15 protein-coding genes are annotated in these 16,867 nt (G+C 53.3%); 10 read left to right on the top strand and 5 right to left on the bottom strand.

The window, feature by feature from the left end; translation table 11 throughout:
* The first annotated feature begins 14 nt into the window (after positions 1-14).
* Positions 15-611 carry an alpha-ribazole phosphatase gene (gene cobC / locus J8X26_RS06300; RefSeq protein WP_165057138.1) on the top strand — a complete coding sequence of 199 codons (597 nt, stop codon included), beginning with the start codon at positions 15-17 and terminating at the stop codon, positions 609-611.
* Between the two features lie 26 nt (positions 612-637).
* On the top strand, positions 638-1,681 hold the full coding sequence (gene cobT, locus J8X26_RS06295) for a nicotinate-nucleotide--dimethylbenzimidazole phosphoribosyltransferase (RefSeq protein ID WP_152325938.1): 1,044 nt from the start codon (positions 638-640) through the stop codon (positions 1,679-1,681).
* A 42-nt stretch (positions 1,682-1,723) separates the two neighbouring features.
* Here cobT and cobO read toward each other — a convergent pair whose 3' ends face one another.
* Together cobO and J8X26_RS06285 are read right to left on the bottom strand one after the other, a co-directional pair.
* A complete protein-coding gene (gene cobO, locus J8X26_RS06290) occupies positions 1,724-2,314 on the bottom strand; it encodes a cob(I)yrinic acid a,c-diamide adenosyltransferase (RefSeq protein ID WP_152325939.1) in 591 nt (196 codons plus the stop codon).
* An 11-nt stretch (positions 2,315-2,325) separates the two neighbouring features.
* Positions 2,326-3,087 (bottom strand): YciK family oxidoreductase, encoded by a 762-nt coding sequence (locus tag J8X26_RS06285; protein ID WP_208950461.1) that lies wholly within the window; start codon positions 3,085-3,087, stop codon positions 2,326-2,328.
* Between the two features lie 357 nt (positions 3,088-3,444).
* Between J8X26_RS06285 and sohB the strand changes: the two genes are divergently transcribed.
* Entirely contained in the window at positions 3,445-4,488 is a 1,044-nt protein-coding gene (gene sohB, locus J8X26_RS06280) for a protease SohB (RefSeq protein WP_208950460.1), read from the top strand.
* A 115-nt stretch (positions 4,489-4,603) separates the two neighbouring features.
* Here the strand turns inward: sohB and J8X26_RS06275 are convergent, their stop codons facing one another.
* Entirely contained in the window at positions 4,604-4,855 is a 252-nt protein-coding gene (locus J8X26_RS06275) for a YciN family protein (protein WP_152325942.1), read from the bottom strand.
* 461 nt (positions 4,856-5,316) lie between these two features.
* On the opposite strand from J8X26_RS06275, the gene topA reads away from it, so the two are divergent.
* The 3 genes from topA (at position 5,317) to acnA (ending at position 12,114) form a co-directional block, all read left to right on the top strand.
* Complete coding sequence (topA, locus tag J8X26_RS06270; protein ID WP_208950459.1) at positions 5,317-7,914, top strand: type I DNA topoisomerase; 2,598 nt, start codon at positions 5,317-5,319, stop codon at positions 7,912-7,914.
* A 351-nt stretch (positions 7,915-8,265) separates the two neighbouring features.
* Complete coding sequence (gene cysB, locus J8X26_RS06265; protein WP_152325944.1) at positions 8,266-9,240, top strand: HTH-type transcriptional regulator CysB; 975 nt, start codon at positions 8,266-8,268, stop codon at positions 9,238-9,240.
* Between the two features lie 198 nt (positions 9,241-9,438).
* Entirely contained in the window at positions 9,439-12,114 is a 2,676-nt protein-coding gene (acnA, locus tag J8X26_RS06260; RefSeq protein WP_152325945.1) for an aconitate hydratase AcnA, read from the top strand.
* A gap of 77 nt (positions 12,115-12,191) precedes the next feature.
* On the opposite strand, the gene ribA is transcribed toward acnA, so the two are convergent.
* Positions 12,192-12,782: a GTP cyclohydrolase II gene (gene ribA, locus J8X26_RS06255; RefSeq protein WP_101076876.1), complete on the bottom strand. Its 591-nt coding sequence runs from the start codon at positions 12,780-12,782 to the stop codon at positions 12,192-12,194.
* Positions 12,783-13,071: 289 nt separating this feature from the next.
* On the opposite strand from ribA, the gene pgpB reads away from it, so the two are divergent.
* The 3 genes from pgpB to lapB all read left to right on the top strand — a co-directional run bounded on the left by pgpB (position 13,072) and on the right by lapB (position 15,569).
* Complete coding sequence (gene pgpB / locus J8X26_RS06250; RefSeq protein WP_208950458.1) at positions 13,072-13,833, top strand: phosphatidylglycerophosphatase B; 762 nt, start codon at positions 13,072-13,074, stop codon at positions 13,831-13,833.
* A gap of 248 nt (positions 13,834-14,081) precedes the next feature.
* A complete protein-coding gene (locus J8X26_RS06245) occupies positions 14,082-14,393 on the top strand; it encodes a LapA family protein (RefSeq protein WP_152326349.1) in 312 nt (103 codons plus the stop codon).
* A gap of 6 nt (positions 14,394-14,399) precedes the next feature.
* Positions 14,400-15,569, top strand: a complete 1,170-nt coding sequence (gene lapB, locus J8X26_RS06240; RefSeq protein ID WP_195824565.1) for a lipopolysaccharide assembly protein LapB — start codon at positions 14,400-14,402, stop codon at positions 15,567-15,569.
* Between the two features lie 79 nt (positions 15,570-15,648).
* Here the strand turns inward: lapB and J8X26_RS06235 are convergent, their stop codons facing one another.
* Positions 15,649-15,936 carry an Arc family DNA-binding protein gene (locus J8X26_RS06235; protein ID WP_152325948.1) on the bottom strand — a complete coding sequence of 96 codons (288 nt, stop codon included), beginning with the start codon at positions 15,934-15,936 and terminating at the stop codon, positions 15,649-15,651.
* 190 nt (positions 15,937-16,126) lie between these two features.
* Here J8X26_RS06235 and pyrF point away from each other — a divergent pair, with 190 nt between their 5' ends.
* Positions 16,127-16,855, top strand: a complete 729-nt coding sequence (gene pyrF / locus J8X26_RS06230) for an orotidine-5'-phosphate decarboxylase (protein WP_208950457.1) — start codon at positions 16,127-16,129, stop codon at positions 16,853-16,855.
* Positions 16,856-16,867: the final 12 nt, after the last annotated feature.

Raw genomic sequence — 16,867 nt, 5'->3', positions numbered from 1 at the left:
ACCCGGAAAAATAAATGAAACTGTATCTGATACGACACGGACAAACTCAGGCAAACGTCGACGGCGTTTTCTGCGGCAGCAGCGATATCGCGCTGACCGCGCAAGGCGAAACTCAGGCGCAGCACGTCGCCCGTCAGCTGGCAGAAACACCGCTCGATTGCGTGATCCACTCCGGCATGCGGCGCAGCCAGGCCACGGCTGAATTTATCGTTAAAGGGCGCGAAATCGCGGTAGAAAGCCAGCCTCTGTTCAGAGAAATGGGATTCGGCGAATGGGAAATGCGCCATCACAAAGAGCTTGAAGCCTCTGAGGCAGAAGGATATCAGCAGTGGTGTCAGGACTGGCAAAAGGCGGCAGTGCCTCAGGGCGAATCCTTCACCGAATTCACCGGGCGGATCCGTCAGGCGTTGCAGCAAATTCACCTGCGTCCGCCGGGAAGCTGCGTGGCTATTGTGGCGCATCAGGGTTCACTCAGCCTGTTGCTGGCGATGATGTTGAAACTCGCGCCTGCTGACATGTGGCGCTTTCCGTTTAAACAAGGCTGCCTGTGTGAGATCGATTTAAGCCCGGGAGCCTGCGTTATCCAACGTTTCAACGACAGCGGTATTTAATTTTTAAATCACGATAAGGAACACCGATGGCTTCGCTGGCAAATATCATCCGTCAGATTGCTGAACCCGACGCAGAGGCCGCACGGGCTGCCGAAGAACGTCTGGACAGCCTGGTTAAACCGTTGGGCAGTCTCGGGCGTCTGGAGCAGTTGGCTGTTCAGCTGGCGTCTATCCGCGGTAAAGCACCGCTGAAATTCCCCAGTAAAGAAATTCTGGTGATGGCTGCCGATCACGGCGTATGGCAGGAAGGCGTAACGCCTTCGCCGCAGGTCGTCACCGCAATTCAGGCGGTGAATATTGTGCAGGGAAAAGCCGGAGTTTCCGTGCTGGCGCGTAACGCCGGTGCGCAGGTGACGCTGGTCGACTGCGGGATACTCGGCCCGGATATTCCCGGCACGCTGAACCACAAGGTCGCGCAAGGCACAGGCAATATTGCGACCGGCCCGGCGATGACCCGTGAACAGGCAGAATCGCTGCTCATTTGGAGCGCAGAACGTGTGATTGCGAAAGCGGAAAGCGGGTTGTCTCTGCTGGCGGTCGGTGAGCTGGGTATGGCAAACACCACGCCCGCGGCGGCGATGGTGGCGGTGCTGACCGGGGCAGCGCCTGCGCAAACGGTCGGGCTGGGCGCAAATCTTCCGCCGGAGCGGCTGGCCCATAAAATCAGCGTGGTGGAAAAAGCCATAGCGGTGAATCAGCCGGATGCTTCGGATGCGCTGGATGTCATGGCGAAAGTCGGCGGGTTTGAGCTTGCCGGTATGGCGGGCGCAATGATCGGTGCGGCGGCGGCCGGAATTCCGGTGGTACTGGACGGTTTCCTGTCTTACGCCTCGGCGCTGGCGGCCTGCCAGATTGCACCGGCCCTGAAACCGTATCTTATTCCGTCACATATTTCTGCGGAGCAGGGGGCGACAATTGCCCTTGAGGCGCTGGGTTTGCAGCCGTATTTTGACCTGAATTTGCGTCTGGGCGAGGGCAGCGGTGCCGCGCTGGCGTTACCGCTGATCGATGCTGCCTGCGCTGTCCATAATGAAATGGCAACACTGGCGGAGTGTCAGATAACGCTTTGAAACTTAAGTTTTAAAGCTTACGTTTCAAAGTAAAGCAGGGCGTTACCAGTCAATGCCCTGCTGCGCCATAATGCCCGCATCAAAAGCATGCTTCACCGGACGCAGTTCGCTGACGGTATCGGCCAGCTCCAGCAGATCCCGATGACACCCGCGGCCGGTGATAATCACCGTCTGGTGCGCCGGACGGGCATTCAGCGCATCAACCACTTCCTGCAAATCCAGATAGCCGAAACTGACCATATACGTCAGCTCATCGAGCACCACGAGATCCAGGGTGGCATCGTTCAGCATCCGTTTTCCATGTTGCCAGACGGCCTGACAGGCAGCAGTGTCGGTTTCTTTATTTTGTGTTTCCCAGGTGAAACCGGTCGCCATCACCTGAAATTCCACGCCGTGTGGCTCGAGCAGATTTTTCTCGCCGTTCGGCCATTCGCCTTTAATAAACTGGATCACCGCTGCGCGCATTCCGTGCCCGACGGCGCGGGTGACTGTCCCGAAAGCCGCGGTGGTTTTACCTTTGCCGTTGCCGGTAAACACAATCAAAATCCCGCGCTGCTCTTTTGCCGCGTCAATGCGCGCATCAACCTGTTCTTTCAGCTTTTGCTGGCGCTGCTTGTGGCGATCTTCAGTCATGTTTGGCTCCGTTATTCGGCTGGACCGGCTTTACGGCCTGGCTGGGCATCAAAGCTGATACCGGTTTTACGACGGCTGTCATCGCCCATCAGGTAGAGATACAGCGGCATGATGTCAGCCGGTGTTTTGAGTTTATCTTTGTTTTCATCAGGGAACGCCGACGCGCGCATGCCGGTGCGGGTTCCGCCCGGATTAATGCAGTTCACCCGCAGACCGGTGTGTTTATGTTCTTCGGCCAGCACCTGCATCATGCCTTCGGTGGCGAATTTCGATACCGCGTACGCGCCCCAGCCGCTGCGGCCTTCACGCCCGACGCTGGACGTTGTGAACACCAGCGACGCGCTGGCGGATTTGAGCAGCAGTGGCAGCAAGGCCTGCGTCAGCATAAACGTCGCGTTGACATTCACCTGCATCACGTTCATCCAGTCCGGCAGCCTGATTTCGGCCATCGGTGTAATCTCTGTCAGCAGCCCGGCATTATGTAAAACGCCGTCGAGATGTGGCACCCATCCGGCAATCTGGCTGGCGACGCGCTGGCAATCCTGCTCGCTGGCGGTCAGTAAATCGAGCGCATAAATGAACGCAGGCCGCAGGTTTTTAGCGGCAATTTCCTGCTGAACGCTGGCCAGTTTGCTTTCGGTGCGTCCAAGTAAAATGACCTGCGCGCCAAAGCGGGCGTAGGTCAGCGCCGCTTCGCGCCCGATGCCATCGCCTGCGCCGGTGATCAGAATAATACGGTTGTTGAGCAGGTCAGATTTCGGATGGTAATGCATGGGCGGTCCTCATAGGTCGGGGCGCGATGTAGCGGCGATGGCCGTCTTCACATCAGGCGCGCTGAGTATCAAAAATGCCGGGTACGGGAGAAGTTGCGCTCGACCGGAGTCCGACATTTTGGTGTGAATTTGGGGTGTTTCGGAGTTGATCACCGGTTATATGCCTTAAATGGGCAGGAGTTTCAATGATTAACCCAAAAACAGACAGCTCTTTTGTAACAAAATTGGAACAATGGCGCACTCACTTTTAGTCTCTGGCATGATGTCATCTTCGAACAAGACGCCGCAGCGCCGATTGTCTAAAATGTTCAGCATCTTTCATAACGGTTTTATTACCACATCGAAAAGGCGGTTTGTGTGGATTTACTTTCTCTTTATGGGCTGTTTTTGGCCAAAGTAGTGACCGTAGTGATCGCCATTGGTGCGCTGGTGGTATTGGTGGTCGGCCTTCGTCATCGCAAATCTCACGGAAAAGGTGAGTTGCAGTTGGTCGATTTAGGGGAGCAGTACCGCGAAATGCAGCGTGAAATGCGCAGCGCGCGTCTGAGTCCTGCGGAGTTGAAAATCCGCAGTAAAGAACTGAAGAAAAAGGATAAAGCTGAAGCTAAACAGAAAAAACTACAGGCCAAAGCGGGGGGAACCCAATCCAAACCGTGCCTGTATGTTCTCGACTTCAAAGGCAGTATGGACGCGCATGAAGTGACTTCGCTGCGCGAAGAAATTTCAGCAGTGCTTGCGGTGGCTACGCCGGAAGACGAAGTGCTGTTACGCCTGGAAAGCCCTGGCGGCGTGGTTCACGGTTATGGTCTGGCCGCTTCGCAGCTGGTTCGTCTGCGGCAGAGCGGGATCCGCCTGACGGTGGCGGTAGATAAAGTCGCCGCCAGTGGAGGATATATGATGGCCTGCGTAGCTGACCGCATTGTCGCCGCGCCGTTTGCCATTATCGGTTCAATAGGCGTGGTTGCGCAGATCCCTAACTTCAACCGGTTATTGAAAAAGAACGATATTGATATCGAACTGCATACGGCGGGAGAATTCAAACGCACCCTGACGCTGCTCGGTGAGAACACCGAAGAAGGGCGCGAGAAATTCCGCGAAGATCTCAACGAAACGCACGTGCTGTTCAAGGAATTTGTGCATCAGAATCGTCCGTCTCTGGATATCGATACCGTGGCAACCGGTGAACACTGGTTTGGTACGCAGGCACGTGAAAATGGCCTGATTGACGCCATCGGCACCAGTGATGATTTACTGATTGCGGAAATGAAAAATCATGAAGTGATTGCGGTGCGTTATGCCCGACGTAAACGCATGATGGACAGATTCACAGGCAGCGCGGCAGCCAGCGCTGACCGTCTGTTCCTGCGCTGGCTGCAGTGCAGTCAGAAGCCGTTGCTGTAAACGCTTTGCCTCATTAAAAGCGCAAAGAAAAAGGGACTTCGGTCCCTTTTTTTATCGGCTCAGTTTTCCCGGAAAGCTAACCGGTTGCGTCTTCTTTTATAGCGGCTTTTTTATCTCAATCTTCGAGATGGTATTTTTCTGAAAAAAGATGAGCCAGGTGTTTAAACATATTAAATACCGCAGTGGTTTTTCGGGTCGGTAAACCGTTTTCATCCATGAAGAATTCACCACGGAAAACCAGCACATTGCCTTTCTGTTCAACTTCTGTCGCAGCCATTCCGCTAAGATACTCATCGTGCTCACGGATAACCTTATTCGCTTCTGCCAGTAAAGCTTCGCGACTTATTGCCGATGTATTTTCGTGCATGATATTTACTCCCCACTATAATTGCTGACGTTATTGTAATCCTGCCGTTGTTAAAACCGCAAATCGGCTGTGGGTAATGGCTTTACATTGTGGTTATTATTTGAACGATTCGCCGAAAGGACTGAACACATTGGCGAAAAGGGCGTTTCCGTGTTAATTAGTTTGCGTGACGATTTTAATCAGGTAGAGTGTGGGATTTTGTGGCTTCAGGTGGAATGTTTTGTTTACGCTTGGTCATTATTTGACATAGGAAAGAGCACATTCTGCTGAACCCTGTCTGGTTAATCCCTCGCAGAATCAGTGTTTTGAACCTCTGGAAGTCAGTTCGCTCCTTCTTTTAAAGAAATAAGTTGACGTTCTGACTCACTGCCGCAATATAAAAAAAGACGTGATATTGTGCCGCGGCATAACTAGACAAAATCTTCTTCAGATGATGAAGAATCATTCAGGTAAAGGTAATTATGGGTAAAGCTCTCGTAATAGTTGAGTCCCCGGCAAAAGCCAAAACGATTAATAAATATTTAGGAAATGACTACGTGGTTAAGTCCAGCGTCGGTCATATCCGTGATTTACCAACCAGTGGATCCGCTGCTAAAAAGACCGCCGACTCAACCGAAGAAAAAACAAAGAAAAAAGTAAAAAAGGATGAGAAAACCGCGCTGGTTAATCGCATGGGCGTCGATCCGTATCATGGTTGGGAAGCGCAGTACGAAATACTTCCCGGTAAAGAAAAAGTCGTTGCTGAGTTAAAAGCGTTAGCGGAAAAAGCTGACCACATCTATCTCGCAACCGACCTTGACCGCGAAGGAGAGGCGATTGCCTGGCATTTGCGGGAAGTGATTGGTGGTGATGACAAACGTTTCAGCCGCGTGGTATTTAACGAAATTACCAAAAACGCGATTCAGAATGCCTTTAAAGAACCGGGCGAACTGAATATTGATCGGGTGAATGCTCAGCAGGCGCGTCGCTTTATGGACCGCGTGGTGGGTTACATGGTTTCCCCGCTGCTGTGGAAGAAAATTGCCCGTGGTTTATCCGCTGGCCGTGTTCAGTCCGTAGCGGTTCGTCTGGTGGTTGAGCGCGAAAAAGAAATCAAAGCGTTCGTGCCGGAAGAATACTGGGAGCTGCACGCTGATTTGCTGGCGAAGAAAGAAACCGCCCTGCAAATGGAAGTGACGCATCACCTCGATAAACCGTTCAAACCGGTCAATAAAGAACAAACCCACGCGGCTGTTTCGCTGCTTGAAAAAGCGCGTTATCAGGTGGTGGATCGTGAAGATAAACCGACCAGCAGCAAACCGGGTGCTCCTTTTATTACCTCCACATTGCAGCAGGCGGCAAGTACGCGTCTGAGCTTTGGCGTGAAGAAAACCATGATGATGGCGCAGCGTCTCTACGAAGCCGGTCACATCACCTACATGCGTACTGACTCCACCAACCTGAGCCAGGACGCTGTAGAAATGGTTCGCGGTTACATTGGCACAAACTTTGGCGATAAATACCTGCCGAAAGCGCCGTTGCAGTACAGCAACAAAGAGAATTCTCAGGAAGCGCACGAAGCGATCCGTCCTTCTGATGTTGCCGTGGTTTCTGAGCAGCTCAAAGATATGGAAGCAGATGCGCAGCGTCTCTACCAGCTGATCTGGCGCCAGTTTGTGGCCTGCCAGATGACACCGGCGCAGTATGATTCCACTACGCTGACGGTGAAAGCGGGCGATTATTCCCTGCGTGCCAAAGGCCGTACGCTGCGTTTCGATGGCTGGACGAAAGTTATGCCAGCGTTGCGTAAAGGCGACGAAGACAGAACGCTGCCAGCGATTGAAGTCGGCACCGACCTCGAACTGCAACAGCTGCTGCCAACTCAGCATTTCACCAAACCGCCTGCACGTTTTAGCGAAGCGTCACTGGTGAAAGAGCTCGAAAAACGCGGTATTGGCCGTCCGTCTACCTACGCGTCGATCATTTCGACCATTCAGGATCGTGGCTACGTACACGTTGAAAACCGCCGTTTCTATGCGGAAAAAATGGGTGAAATCGTCACCGATCGTCTGGAAGATAATTTCCGCGAACTGATGAACTATGATTTCACCGCACGCATGGAAGACGGGCTGGACCAGGTCGCGAACAACAAAGCAGAATGGAAAGCCGTTCTGGATGAGTTCTTCACCGAATTCAGCAAGCAGCTCGAAACGGCCGAGAAAGACCCTGAAGAAGGCGGTATGCGCCCGAATCAGATGGTTCTGACCAGCATCGAATGCCCGACGTGCAGCCGCCCGATGGGGATCCGTACCGCCAGCACCGGGGTGTTCCTCGGATGTTCCGGTTATGCGTTGCCGCCGAAAGAGCGCTGCAAAACCACCATAAACCTGATTGCGGATGCTGAAGTTCTGAACATCCTTGAAGGTGATGAAGCGGAAGCCAATGCGCTGCGCGCCAAACGTCGTTGCGGCAAATGCGGCACGGCGATGGACAGCTACCTGATCGACAACCAGCGCAAATTGCATGTCTGCGGTAACAACCCGGAATGTGACGGCTACGAAATCGAAGAAGGCGAGTTCCGTATCAAGGGATATGACGGCCCGATCGTTGAGTGTGAGAAATGTGGTTCTGAAATGCACCTGAAAATGGGACGTTTCGGTAAGTACATGGGCTGTACCAACGACGAGTGTAAAAATACCCGTAAGATCCTGCGTAACGGTGATGTTGCGCCGCCGAAAGAAGATCCGGTTCCCTTGCCGGAGCTGCAATGTGAAAAGTCTGACGCCTATTTCGTTTTACGTGATGGCGCGGCAGGTGTTTTCCTGGCGGCCAATACTTTCCCTAAATCGCGTGAAACCCGTGCGCCGCTGGTGGAAGAACTGAAGCGCTTTAAAGATCGTCTGCCGGAAAAACTGAGCTATCTGGCCGATGCGCCAGTGGCTGACCCGGAAGGCAATAAATCGATGGTGCGTTTCAGCCGTAAAACGAAGCAGCAGTACGTGTCTTCAGAAAAAGACGGTAAAGCCACCGGCTGGACGGCATTCTATGTTGACGGTAAATGGGTAGAAGGAAAGAAATAGTATTATTGAGCCGGAACCCATTGTTATTCGTTTGTAAAAAACCAGTCCTTCGGGCTGGTTTTTTTATTGTAATAAGATCTATCATCGACAGGTTCTTCGCGAATATCTTCTCAGGGCAGGGCAGGGCTGCCTGCTGTAATCCTTATGTTATCTGGCTATACAATGTGTCAGCTTTTGATATAATTGTTATATAAAATTTGTTTTTATTCACATTTGTAATAAGCTAATGCGTCAGTGACATAAGACGACGCAATACAGACTTCGGGCATTCAATAAAAATCATTTCCAGTCTGTTCAGCCAGCGGGTGAACAGGGATGGTGACAGGGTTTGAAACCAGGGTGGTATGAGATATGAAATTGCAGCAACTGCGCTACATCGTAGAGGTTGTTAATCACAATCTGAACGTCAGTTCGACGGCAGAAGGCCTGTACACGTCGCAGCCAGGGATCAGTAAGCAGGTACGCATGCTCGAAGATGAGCTGGGTATCCAGATTTTCTCCCGCAGCGGTAAACATCTGACGCAGGTCACGCCCGCCGGGCAGGAAATTATCCGTATCGCGCGTGAAGTGCTGTCTAAAGTTGACGCCATTAAAGCCGTCGCGGGCGAGCACACGTATCCCGATAAAGGGTCACTGTACGTCGCCACGACACACACTCAGGCACGTTACGCACTGCCAAACGTCATTAAAGGTTTCATCGAGCGCTACCCGCGCGTTTCACTGCACATGCATCAGGGTTCGCCAACGCAAATCGCCGAGGCCGTATCCAAAGGTAATGCTGATTTCGCGATTGCGACCGAAGCGCTGCATCTTTACGACGACCTGATTATGCTGCCTTGCTACCACTGGAACCGTGCGGTTGTGGTTCAGCCGGATCATCCGCTGGCGGGCAAAGATAAAGTCACCATCGAAGAGTTAGCGGCGTATCCGATTGTCACCTACACGTTCGGGTTCACCGGCCGTTCTGAGCTGGATACCGCGTTTAACCGCGCCGGGCTGACGCCGCGGATCGTCTTTACCGCCACTGATGCTGACGTGATCAAAACCTATGTCCGTCTTGGTTTAGGCGTCGGCGTTATCGCCAGCATGGCAGTTGATCCGATTCAGGATCCGGACCTGGTGACGGTCGATGCGCGTGATATCTTCACGTACAGCACCACCAAAATCGGTTTCCGCCGCAGTACTTTCCTGCGCAGCTACATGTACGATTTTATCCAGCGCTTTGCGCCACATCTGACGCGCGACGTGGTGGACACCGCCATTTCTCTGCGCTCGAATGAAGATATCGAAGAGATGTTCAAAGACATTAAGTTGCCGGTGAAATAAACCGCCACGCTTTGCTGAAAATCTCTGTCCCGCGCCGTCTTACGATGCCGCGGGATTTTTTTTGCCTGATGAACACTTCGTGTTGTTATTAAAATGTTAATTGAATTTTGTGTTATGTTTAACTATGCACTTATAAGCTTGCGGGTTATTCCCTGATAGCCACGCAGGCGCGAGAAATGAGCAGTAAAAGGAGAAGCTATGTCGTCCGATATTCGTGAGAAAAGTCTGGATAAACTGGCAGTCCAGAACAAGGAGTTTCATTACTACAGCCTGCCGCTCGCAGCCCAAACGCTGGGTGAACTCCAGCGCCTGCCAAAATCCCTCAAAGTTTTACTCGAAAATTTACTGCGCCACGTGGATGGCGACACCGTAACGGAAAGTGATTTACGCGAACTGGTTGGCTGGCAGAAAACAGGCCACGCCGATCGTGAAATCGCTTACCGGCCTGCGCGCGTTCTGATGCAGGATTTTACCGGTGTACCGGCAGTGGTGGACTTAGCCGCCATGCGGCAGGCGGTAAAACGTCTCGGCGGTAATGTCGACCAGGTGAACCCGTTATCGCCTGTCGATCTGGTTATCGACCACTCGGTGACGGTAGATGAATTTGGTGATGACGAAGCGTTTGATGAAAACGTCCGGCTGGAAATGGAACGCAACAACGAACGCTATCAGTTCCTCCGCTGGGGCCAGAAAGCGTTCAATCGTTTCCGCGTTGTGCCGCCGGGCACCGGAATTTGCCACCAGGTTAACCTGGAATATCTCGGGCAGACCGTCTGGTACGAAGAACAGAACGGTAAAACGATCGCCTACCCGGACACGCTGGTCGGCACCGATTCGCACACCACCATGATTAACGGTCTGGGGATCCTGGGCTGGGGCTGCGGCGGGATTGAGGCGGAAGCGGCGATGCTAGGCCAGCCGGTTTCCATGCTGATCCCCGACGTCGTTGGCTTCAAGCTGACCGGCAAATTACGCGAAGGCATCACCGCAACCGATCTGGTGTTAACCGTCACGCAGATGCTGCGTAAGCACGGCGTGGTTGGCAAATTTGTTGAATTCTACGGCGACGGGCTGGCGGATTTACCGCTGGCCGACCGCGCCACGATCGCCAATATGTCGCCGGAGTTCGGGGCCACCTGCGGGTTCTTCCCGGTGGATGACGTCACGCTCGGTTATATGAAACTCAGCGGCCGCAGCGACGAGCAGATCGAACTGGTTAAAGCTTATTCGCAGGCTCAGGGGTTATGGCGCAATGCGGGCGACGAGCCGGTATTCACCAGTACGCTGTCGCTGGATATGGGCAGCGTTGAACCGAGTCTGGCTGGCCCGAAACGTCCGCAGGATCGCGTGGCGCTGCCGGATGTGCCGAAGGCGTTTAAAGCGGCCACTGAACTGGAGTTGGGAAACAGTAAACCGGGGCGTAGCGACAAGGAAACCTTCACGCTCGAAGGCCAGCACTACGCGCTCACGACCGGCGCAGTGGTGATTGCCGCCATTACGTCCTGTACCAACACGTCAAACCCCAGCGTGCTGATGGCAGCCGGTTTGCTGGCGAAAAATGCCGCAGAGAAGGGGCTGACCCGCAAACCGTGGGTGAAAACCTCGCTGGCACCGGGTTCCAAAGTGGTGACCGATTATCTGAATGCTGCCGGTCTGATGCCATACCTTGAACAGCTCGGTTTCAATCTGGTGGGATACGGCTGTACCACCTGTATCGGTAACTCCGGGCCGCTGCCGGAACCGATTGAATCCGCCATTAAATCCGGGGATTTAACCGTCGGCGCGGTGCTGTCCGGCAACCGAAACTTCGAAGGGCGCATTCATCCGCTGATCAAAACTAACTGGCTGGCGTCTCCACCTCTGGTGGTGGCGTACGCGCTGGCCGGGAACATGAACGTCAATCTGACCCACGATCCGCTGGGGGAAGATGCAGACGGCAAACCGGTTTATCTGAAAGATATCTGGCCGTCGGCGACAGAAATTGCCCATGCGGTCGGGCAGGTCACCACCGCGATGTTCCATAAAGAATATGCGGAAGTGTTTAACGGTGACGCCAGCTGGCAGGCGATTCAGGTTGAAGGCACGCCGACCTACACCTGGCAGGAAGATTCGACCTACATCCGCCATCCGCCGTTCTTCAGCGACATGAAAGCGGAGCCGGACGCGCTGCAAGACATCAACGATGCCCGAATTCTGGCCATTCTGGCGGATTCCGTTACCACTGACCACATCTCGCCAGCCGGGAATATTAAAGCCGAAAGCCCGGCGGGGTTGTATCTGAAACAGCACGGTGTAGAGCCGAAGGCATTTAACTCTTACGGTTCGCGGCGCGGTAACCATGAAGTGATGATGCGCGGGACGTTCGCCAATATCCGTATCAAAAACGAAATGGTGCCGGGCGTGGAGGGGGGATTTACCCGCCATATTCCGTCGCAGGATCAACTGGCGATTTACGATGCGGCGATGCGCTATCAGCATGAAAGCGTGCCGACGGCGGTGATTGCCGGTAAAGAGTACGGTTCCGGGTCAAGCCGTGACTGGGCGGCGAAAGGGCCGCGTTTGCTGGGTGTTCGCGTGGTGATTGCGGAATCCTTCGAACGTATTCACCGCTCCAACCTGATCGGCATGGGGATTTTACCGCTGGAATTCCCGCAGGGCGTGACGCGCAAAACGCTGAAACTGACCGGCGATGAGCAGATCAGCGTCCGGGGTTTGCAAACCCTGACGCCGGGACAAGATGTCGCAGTACACATCACCTTTGCCGACGGGCATACGGAAACGGTGAACGCGCGCTGCCGTATTGATACGGGCAATGAGCTGACGTACTTCCAGAACGGCGGCATTCTGCATTACGTGATCCGCAAAATGCTCTGAATCTTTTTCCCGTCAAAACTCCATGAAAAAGGGCACCGTTAAGGTGCCCTTAATATTTCTGTCATATCCTGAAAAAATTACTTATCGAGCAGGTGGCCCATTTTGGCCGCTTTGGTCGACAGGTAACGTTCATTTTCCGGATTACGGCCCACGATCAGCGGCACGCGCTCGGTGATATTAATGCCGGCTTCAGTCAGGATTTCGACTTTTTTCGGGTTGTTGGTCAGCAGGCGGACCGAATCAACGCCCAGTAACTTGAACATATCCGCGCACAGGGTGAAGTCGCGTTCATCAGCTGCAAAACCGAGCTGATGGTTGGCTTCGACGGTGTCATAGCCTTTGTCCTGCAAAGCGTAAGCGCGGATTTTGTTGAGCAAACCGATGTTACGGCCTTCCTGGCGGTGATACATCAGGATGCCACGGCCTTCTTCGGCGATGTGATTGAGTGCGGCTTCGAGCTGAAAACCACAGTCACAGCGCAGGCTGAATAAGGCATCGCCGGTCAGACATTCCGAGTGAACACGCGCGAGAACCGGTGTTTCACCGCTGATGTCACCAAAAACTAACGCCAGGTGGTCGTGCCCGGTGGCCAATTCTTCAAAACCCACCATCAGGAAATCGCCCCAAGGTGTTGGCAGATTGGCTTCTGCCACCCGTTTCAGCTGCATTTTACGCTCCAAAAAAACCACAAAGTGTCTTTATTTACAGTGAGTATTTTACTTGTTGATGCGCATCCTACGTTCAGATGCGGCCTCTGGATAGGGAATCGGTGCCTTTCCATCACGACAGGGCGGTATTTTGCCACAGATTGGCGCAGTTTTTAGCGCGAATATTTGAACGATTAGTTCATAACTTATGAATTATAACCGCTTCTTCAACAATCCCCGCTTAGGGAATGTGAAGCGATGACAACGTTGCTACACTCCAACTCTTTTATAAATGACGGAAGGGACGACTATGTTTGATATCGCCAAACGCACCGCACTCGGGGCTGTACTTTTAATGCTGATGCCCGCAGCGGTATGGATAAGCGGCTGGCTTTGGGCACCGGGAGGAAATCCGTCCATTTTGCGCCCGCTGTTCTGGGTGACGGAAACGGTGAGCGAGCCCTGGGGTATCCTCACAACGGTAATTCTTGGCGGCTGGTTCCTGTGGTGCCTGCGCTTTCGTCTTAAACCGGCCATCGGGCTGGGTGTGATTATTGTGGCCGCGCTGCTGGTCGGGCAATACGCGAAAGACTTCATCAAAGGTGAAGTACGTGAGCCGCGGCCCTACGTGGCGTGGCTGGGAACCGATCATCAGATGAACGTGGGTGAGTTTTATGCGCAGAAAAGCAAATTGCGTGGCAAACAGGTCAAAGAAATACTCGGCGAGGACACGCAGATACCTCACTGGCTGAATAAAAGCTGGCAGAACGACACCGGTTACGCATTCCCTTCCGGTCATACTATGTTTGCCGCTACCTGGGCATTACTGGGCATCGGGCTGCTGTGGCGGCGTAAACACTACAAAACGGTCACGTTCCTGATGGTGTGGGCAGTCGCCGTGATGGGCAGCCGTCTGGTTCTGGGAATGCACTGGCCGCGTGACCTGCTGGCGTCCGTGGGTATCAGCTGGATACTGGTGACACTGGCCTGCTGGCTGACTGAGCGTTATGTCGGACCGCTGACGCCGCCGCCGGCGGAAAATCAGGAAATCGCTGAACGCGACGGAGAATAAACACTGGCAATTTCAAAGGGGTTTAACAAAACCCCTTTAATTCATCGCTTTCCGCCCCCATATCTCTTCCATATCGTAGATTGCAGCGATATTTGCTACACACTGCTAAAGTTGCACGAAGTTCCAACAACCTGCATTTAAAGCCTCCGCAATGTTTCCCAGCTTTGTTTGGAAATGCTAACTTATTAGGTCGGGACGAGAGTTTTTGGCATAATTCATCCGGTACATCCGGCATTACAGGAATGAATGTGAAATATCTGCTGATTTTTTTATTTTTGCTGGTCATCGTGGTGATTTCTATCACTCTGGGTGCCCATAATGATCAGACTGTGACCTTCAATTATTTGCTGGCGCAGGGCGACTATCGTGTTTCCACACTGCTTGCCGTGCTCTTTGCTACCGGTTTTATTCTGGGCTGGGTCATCTGCGGTTTGTTTTACCTGCGTGTCCGCTTATCTCTCGGGCGTGCCCAGCGGAAAATCAAACGCCTTGAACAACAAATTGAACCCGCGGCTGCCGTTACGCCGCCAGCAGCATCTTATGATGTCAGCAAGGAATAACCCTCTATGTTAGAACTGCTGTTTCTGTTGTTGCCCGTTGCGGCCGCCTATGGCTGGTACATGGGGCGCAGAAGTTCTCAGCAGGATAAACAGGAAAATGCTAACCGCCTGTCGCGTGAATACGTCGCAGGGGTTAACTTCCTGCTTTCCAACCAGCAGGATAAAGCGGTCGACCTATTCCTTGAAATGTTGAAAGAGGACAGCAGTACGGTCGAAGCACACCTGACTCTGGGGAACCTGTTCCGCTCCCGTGGCGAAGTCGATCGCGCCATCCGTATCCACCAGTCGCTGATGGAAAGTGCCTCGCTGACCTTCGAACAGCGTTTGCTTGCCGTGCAGCAGTTAGGACGCGATTACATGGCTGCCGGTTTTTATGACCGCGCCGAAGACATGTTTAATCAGCTGGTGAAGGAGCAGGACTACCAGCTGTTTGCGCTGGAACAGTTGCTGATCATCCATCAGGCGACCAGCGACTGGCAGAATGCTATCGATGTGGCCGAGCGTCTGGTCAAGCTGGGCAAAGAAAACCGCCGCAAGGAAATCGCGCATTTCTGGTGTGAACTGGCGCTGCTGGCGATGGTTTCTGATGATTTCGATAAGGCCACAGGCCTGCTGAAAAAGGCCGCGGCGGCAGATAAACTTTGTGCCCGCGTGTCTATCATGCAGGGGCGCATTTTTCTGGCGCAGGGCGAATACCGTAAAGCAGTTGATGCGCTGCAACGCGTGCTTGAGCAGGACAAAGAACTGGTCAGCGAAGCGCTGCCGATGATGCAGGAATGCTACCAGAACCTGAAAGATACGCTGGGTTGGGCAGAGTTCCTCAAGCGTTGTGTCGATGAAAACACCGGCGCGACGGCAGAACTGATGCTGGCGGAAATCATCCAGCAGGAAGAAGGGCGTGAAACGGCGCAGAACTACATTAACCGCCAGCTGCAACGTCATCCGACCATGCGTGTGTTCCATCACCTCATGGATTACCATCTGGCCGATGCAGAAGAAGGCAGGGCGAAAGAGAGTCTGGTTTTACTGCGGGACATGGTGGGTGAGCAGATCCGCACAAAACCACGTTACCGCTGCCACAAATGCGGATTTACTGCACATTCGCTGTACTGGCATTGTCCGTCATGCCGTGGCTGGGCAACGATCAAACCTATACGGGGTCTCGACGGTCAGTAATATTCCCGACATACTTCGCGTTGCAGATGTATTTATCATCTTGTTGCAACGCGAATTATTCAGGGAAAGGAGAGAGGAATTACTTCTTCTTACCGGTGGTTTTGCGGGCGTTAAGTAACGTACGCAGTTTCTTGATTTCTTTTGCTGTCAGCGCCGGTTCAGAATCTTCAGCAAGATGCTGGTTATCAATTTCATGCTCGGTGGCTTTCGCCGCCTTTTTCCCCTTGGGTGCTGCCGGATTAAAGCTCTCTTCCAGACGTGCTGCCACTTCCGCACTTAAAGAATGCTCAGCCTCAGCGGCGGCGTTCTTGATCAGTTCCTTCAATTCAACCGGAATTTTGACGGTCAGGGTTGTTATCTCACTCATTTTTCAGCCTTTCCTTAGAGTAAAGTTACAAACTATGCCTGCGTTGTGTCGGCGTCTAGTGCTTCACAAAAATTTAATAAAACTGTCACATTATGTGTAGCTGTGAATTCAGCCTTTTGCCATGTAAAATGCGGGCGGCAGAAAACAGGCTTTCCCTTCCTGAAATGAAAAAACACAAGAGGCTGAAGACATGACGTCAGAAAATAACATTAACAACAACGACTTAAATTCCTCACCTATTGTTGTCGCTCTCGACTATGCCGATAAATCTGTCGCGCTGGCTTTTGCAGATAAAATCGATCCCCGTGATTGCCGTCTGAAAATTGGTAAAGAGATGTTCACGCATTTCGGCCCGCAGATGGTAAAAGATTTGCAGACTCGCGGTTTTGACGTCTTTCTGGATCTGAAATTCCATGACATCCCGAACACCACGGCGCATGCAGTTGCCGCAGCGGCGGAGCTGGGCGTGTGGATGGTCAACGTACATGCCAGCGGCGGTGCGCGCATGATGACCGCAGCAAAAGAGGCGTTGCTGCCGTTTGGTAAAGACGCGCCGTTACTGATTGCCGTCACCGTGCTGACCAGCATGGAAGGCAGCGATCTGGCGGATCTGGGCATCACGTTATCTCCGGCAGATTACGCCGAACGTCTGGCGCGCCTGACCCGTGACTGCGGGCTGGACGGGGTTGTATGTTCCGCGCAGGAAGCGACGCGCTTTAAATCGGCGCTGGGGCAAGCGTTCAAACTGGTCACGCCGGGGATCCGCCCGGCAGGCAGCAAAGCCGACGATCAGCGCCGCGTGATGACCCCGCAGGAAGCGCTGGCGGCGGGTGTGGATTACATGGTGATTGGCCGTCCGATTACGCAGTCCGCCGATCCGGCGCAGACGCTGCGTGATATCCGTGCATCACTGCGATAAGCAGGGGGAATT

The organism is Rahnella sp. ChDrAdgB13 (assembly GCF_017655185.1).
Classification (GTDB): Bacteria; Pseudomonadota; Gammaproteobacteria; order Enterobacterales; family Enterobacteriaceae; genus Rahnella; species Rahnella contaminans.
This window is presented reverse-complemented; position numbering and strand designations above follow the sequence as displayed.

Coding starts and splice junctions, on each gene's coding strand:
- J8X26_RS06285 (WP_208950461.1), bottom strand. CDS start 3,087: ATGCATTACCATCCGAAATCTGACCTGCTCAACAACCGTATTATTCTG.
- cobO (WP_152325939.1), bottom strand. CDS start 2,314: ATGACTGAAGATCGCCACAAGCAGCGCCAGCAAAAGCTGAAAGAACAG.
- acnA (WP_152325945.1), top strand. CDS start 9,439: ATGTCGTCCGATATTCGTGAGAAAAGTCTGGATAAACTGGCAGTCCAG.
- cobC (WP_165057138.1), top strand. CDS start 15: ATGAAACTGTATCTGATACGACACGGACAAACTCAGGCAAACGTCGAC.
- J8X26_RS06235 (WP_152325948.1), bottom strand. CDS start 15,936: ATGAGTGAGATAACAACCCTGACCGTCAAAATTCCGGTTGAATTGAAG.
- ribA (WP_101076876.1), bottom strand. CDS start 12,782: ATGCAGCTGAAACGGGTGGCAGAAGCCAATCTGCCAACACCTTGGGGC.
- lapB (WP_195824565.1), top strand. CDS start 14,400: ATGTTAGAACTGCTGTTTCTGTTGTTGCCCGTTGCGGCCGCCTATGGC.
- J8X26_RS06275 (WP_152325942.1), bottom strand. CDS start 4,855: ATGCACGAAAATACATCGGCAATAAGTCGCGAAGCTTTACTGGCAGAA.
- cobT (WP_152325938.1), top strand. CDS start 638: ATGGCTTCGCTGGCAAATATCATCCGTCAGATTGCTGAACCCGACGCA.
- cysB (WP_152325944.1), top strand. CDS start 8,266: ATGAAATTGCAGCAACTGCGCTACATCGTAGAGGTTGTTAATCACAAT.
- pyrF (WP_208950457.1), top strand. CDS start 16,127: ATGACGTCAGAAAATAACATTAACAACAACGACTTAAATTCCTCACCT.
- topA (WP_208950459.1), top strand. CDS start 5,317: ATGGGTAAAGCTCTCGTAATAGTTGAGTCCCCGGCAAAAGCCAAAACG.
- pgpB (WP_208950458.1), top strand. CDS start 13,072: ATGTTTGATATCGCCAAACGCACCGCACTCGGGGCTGTACTTTTAATG.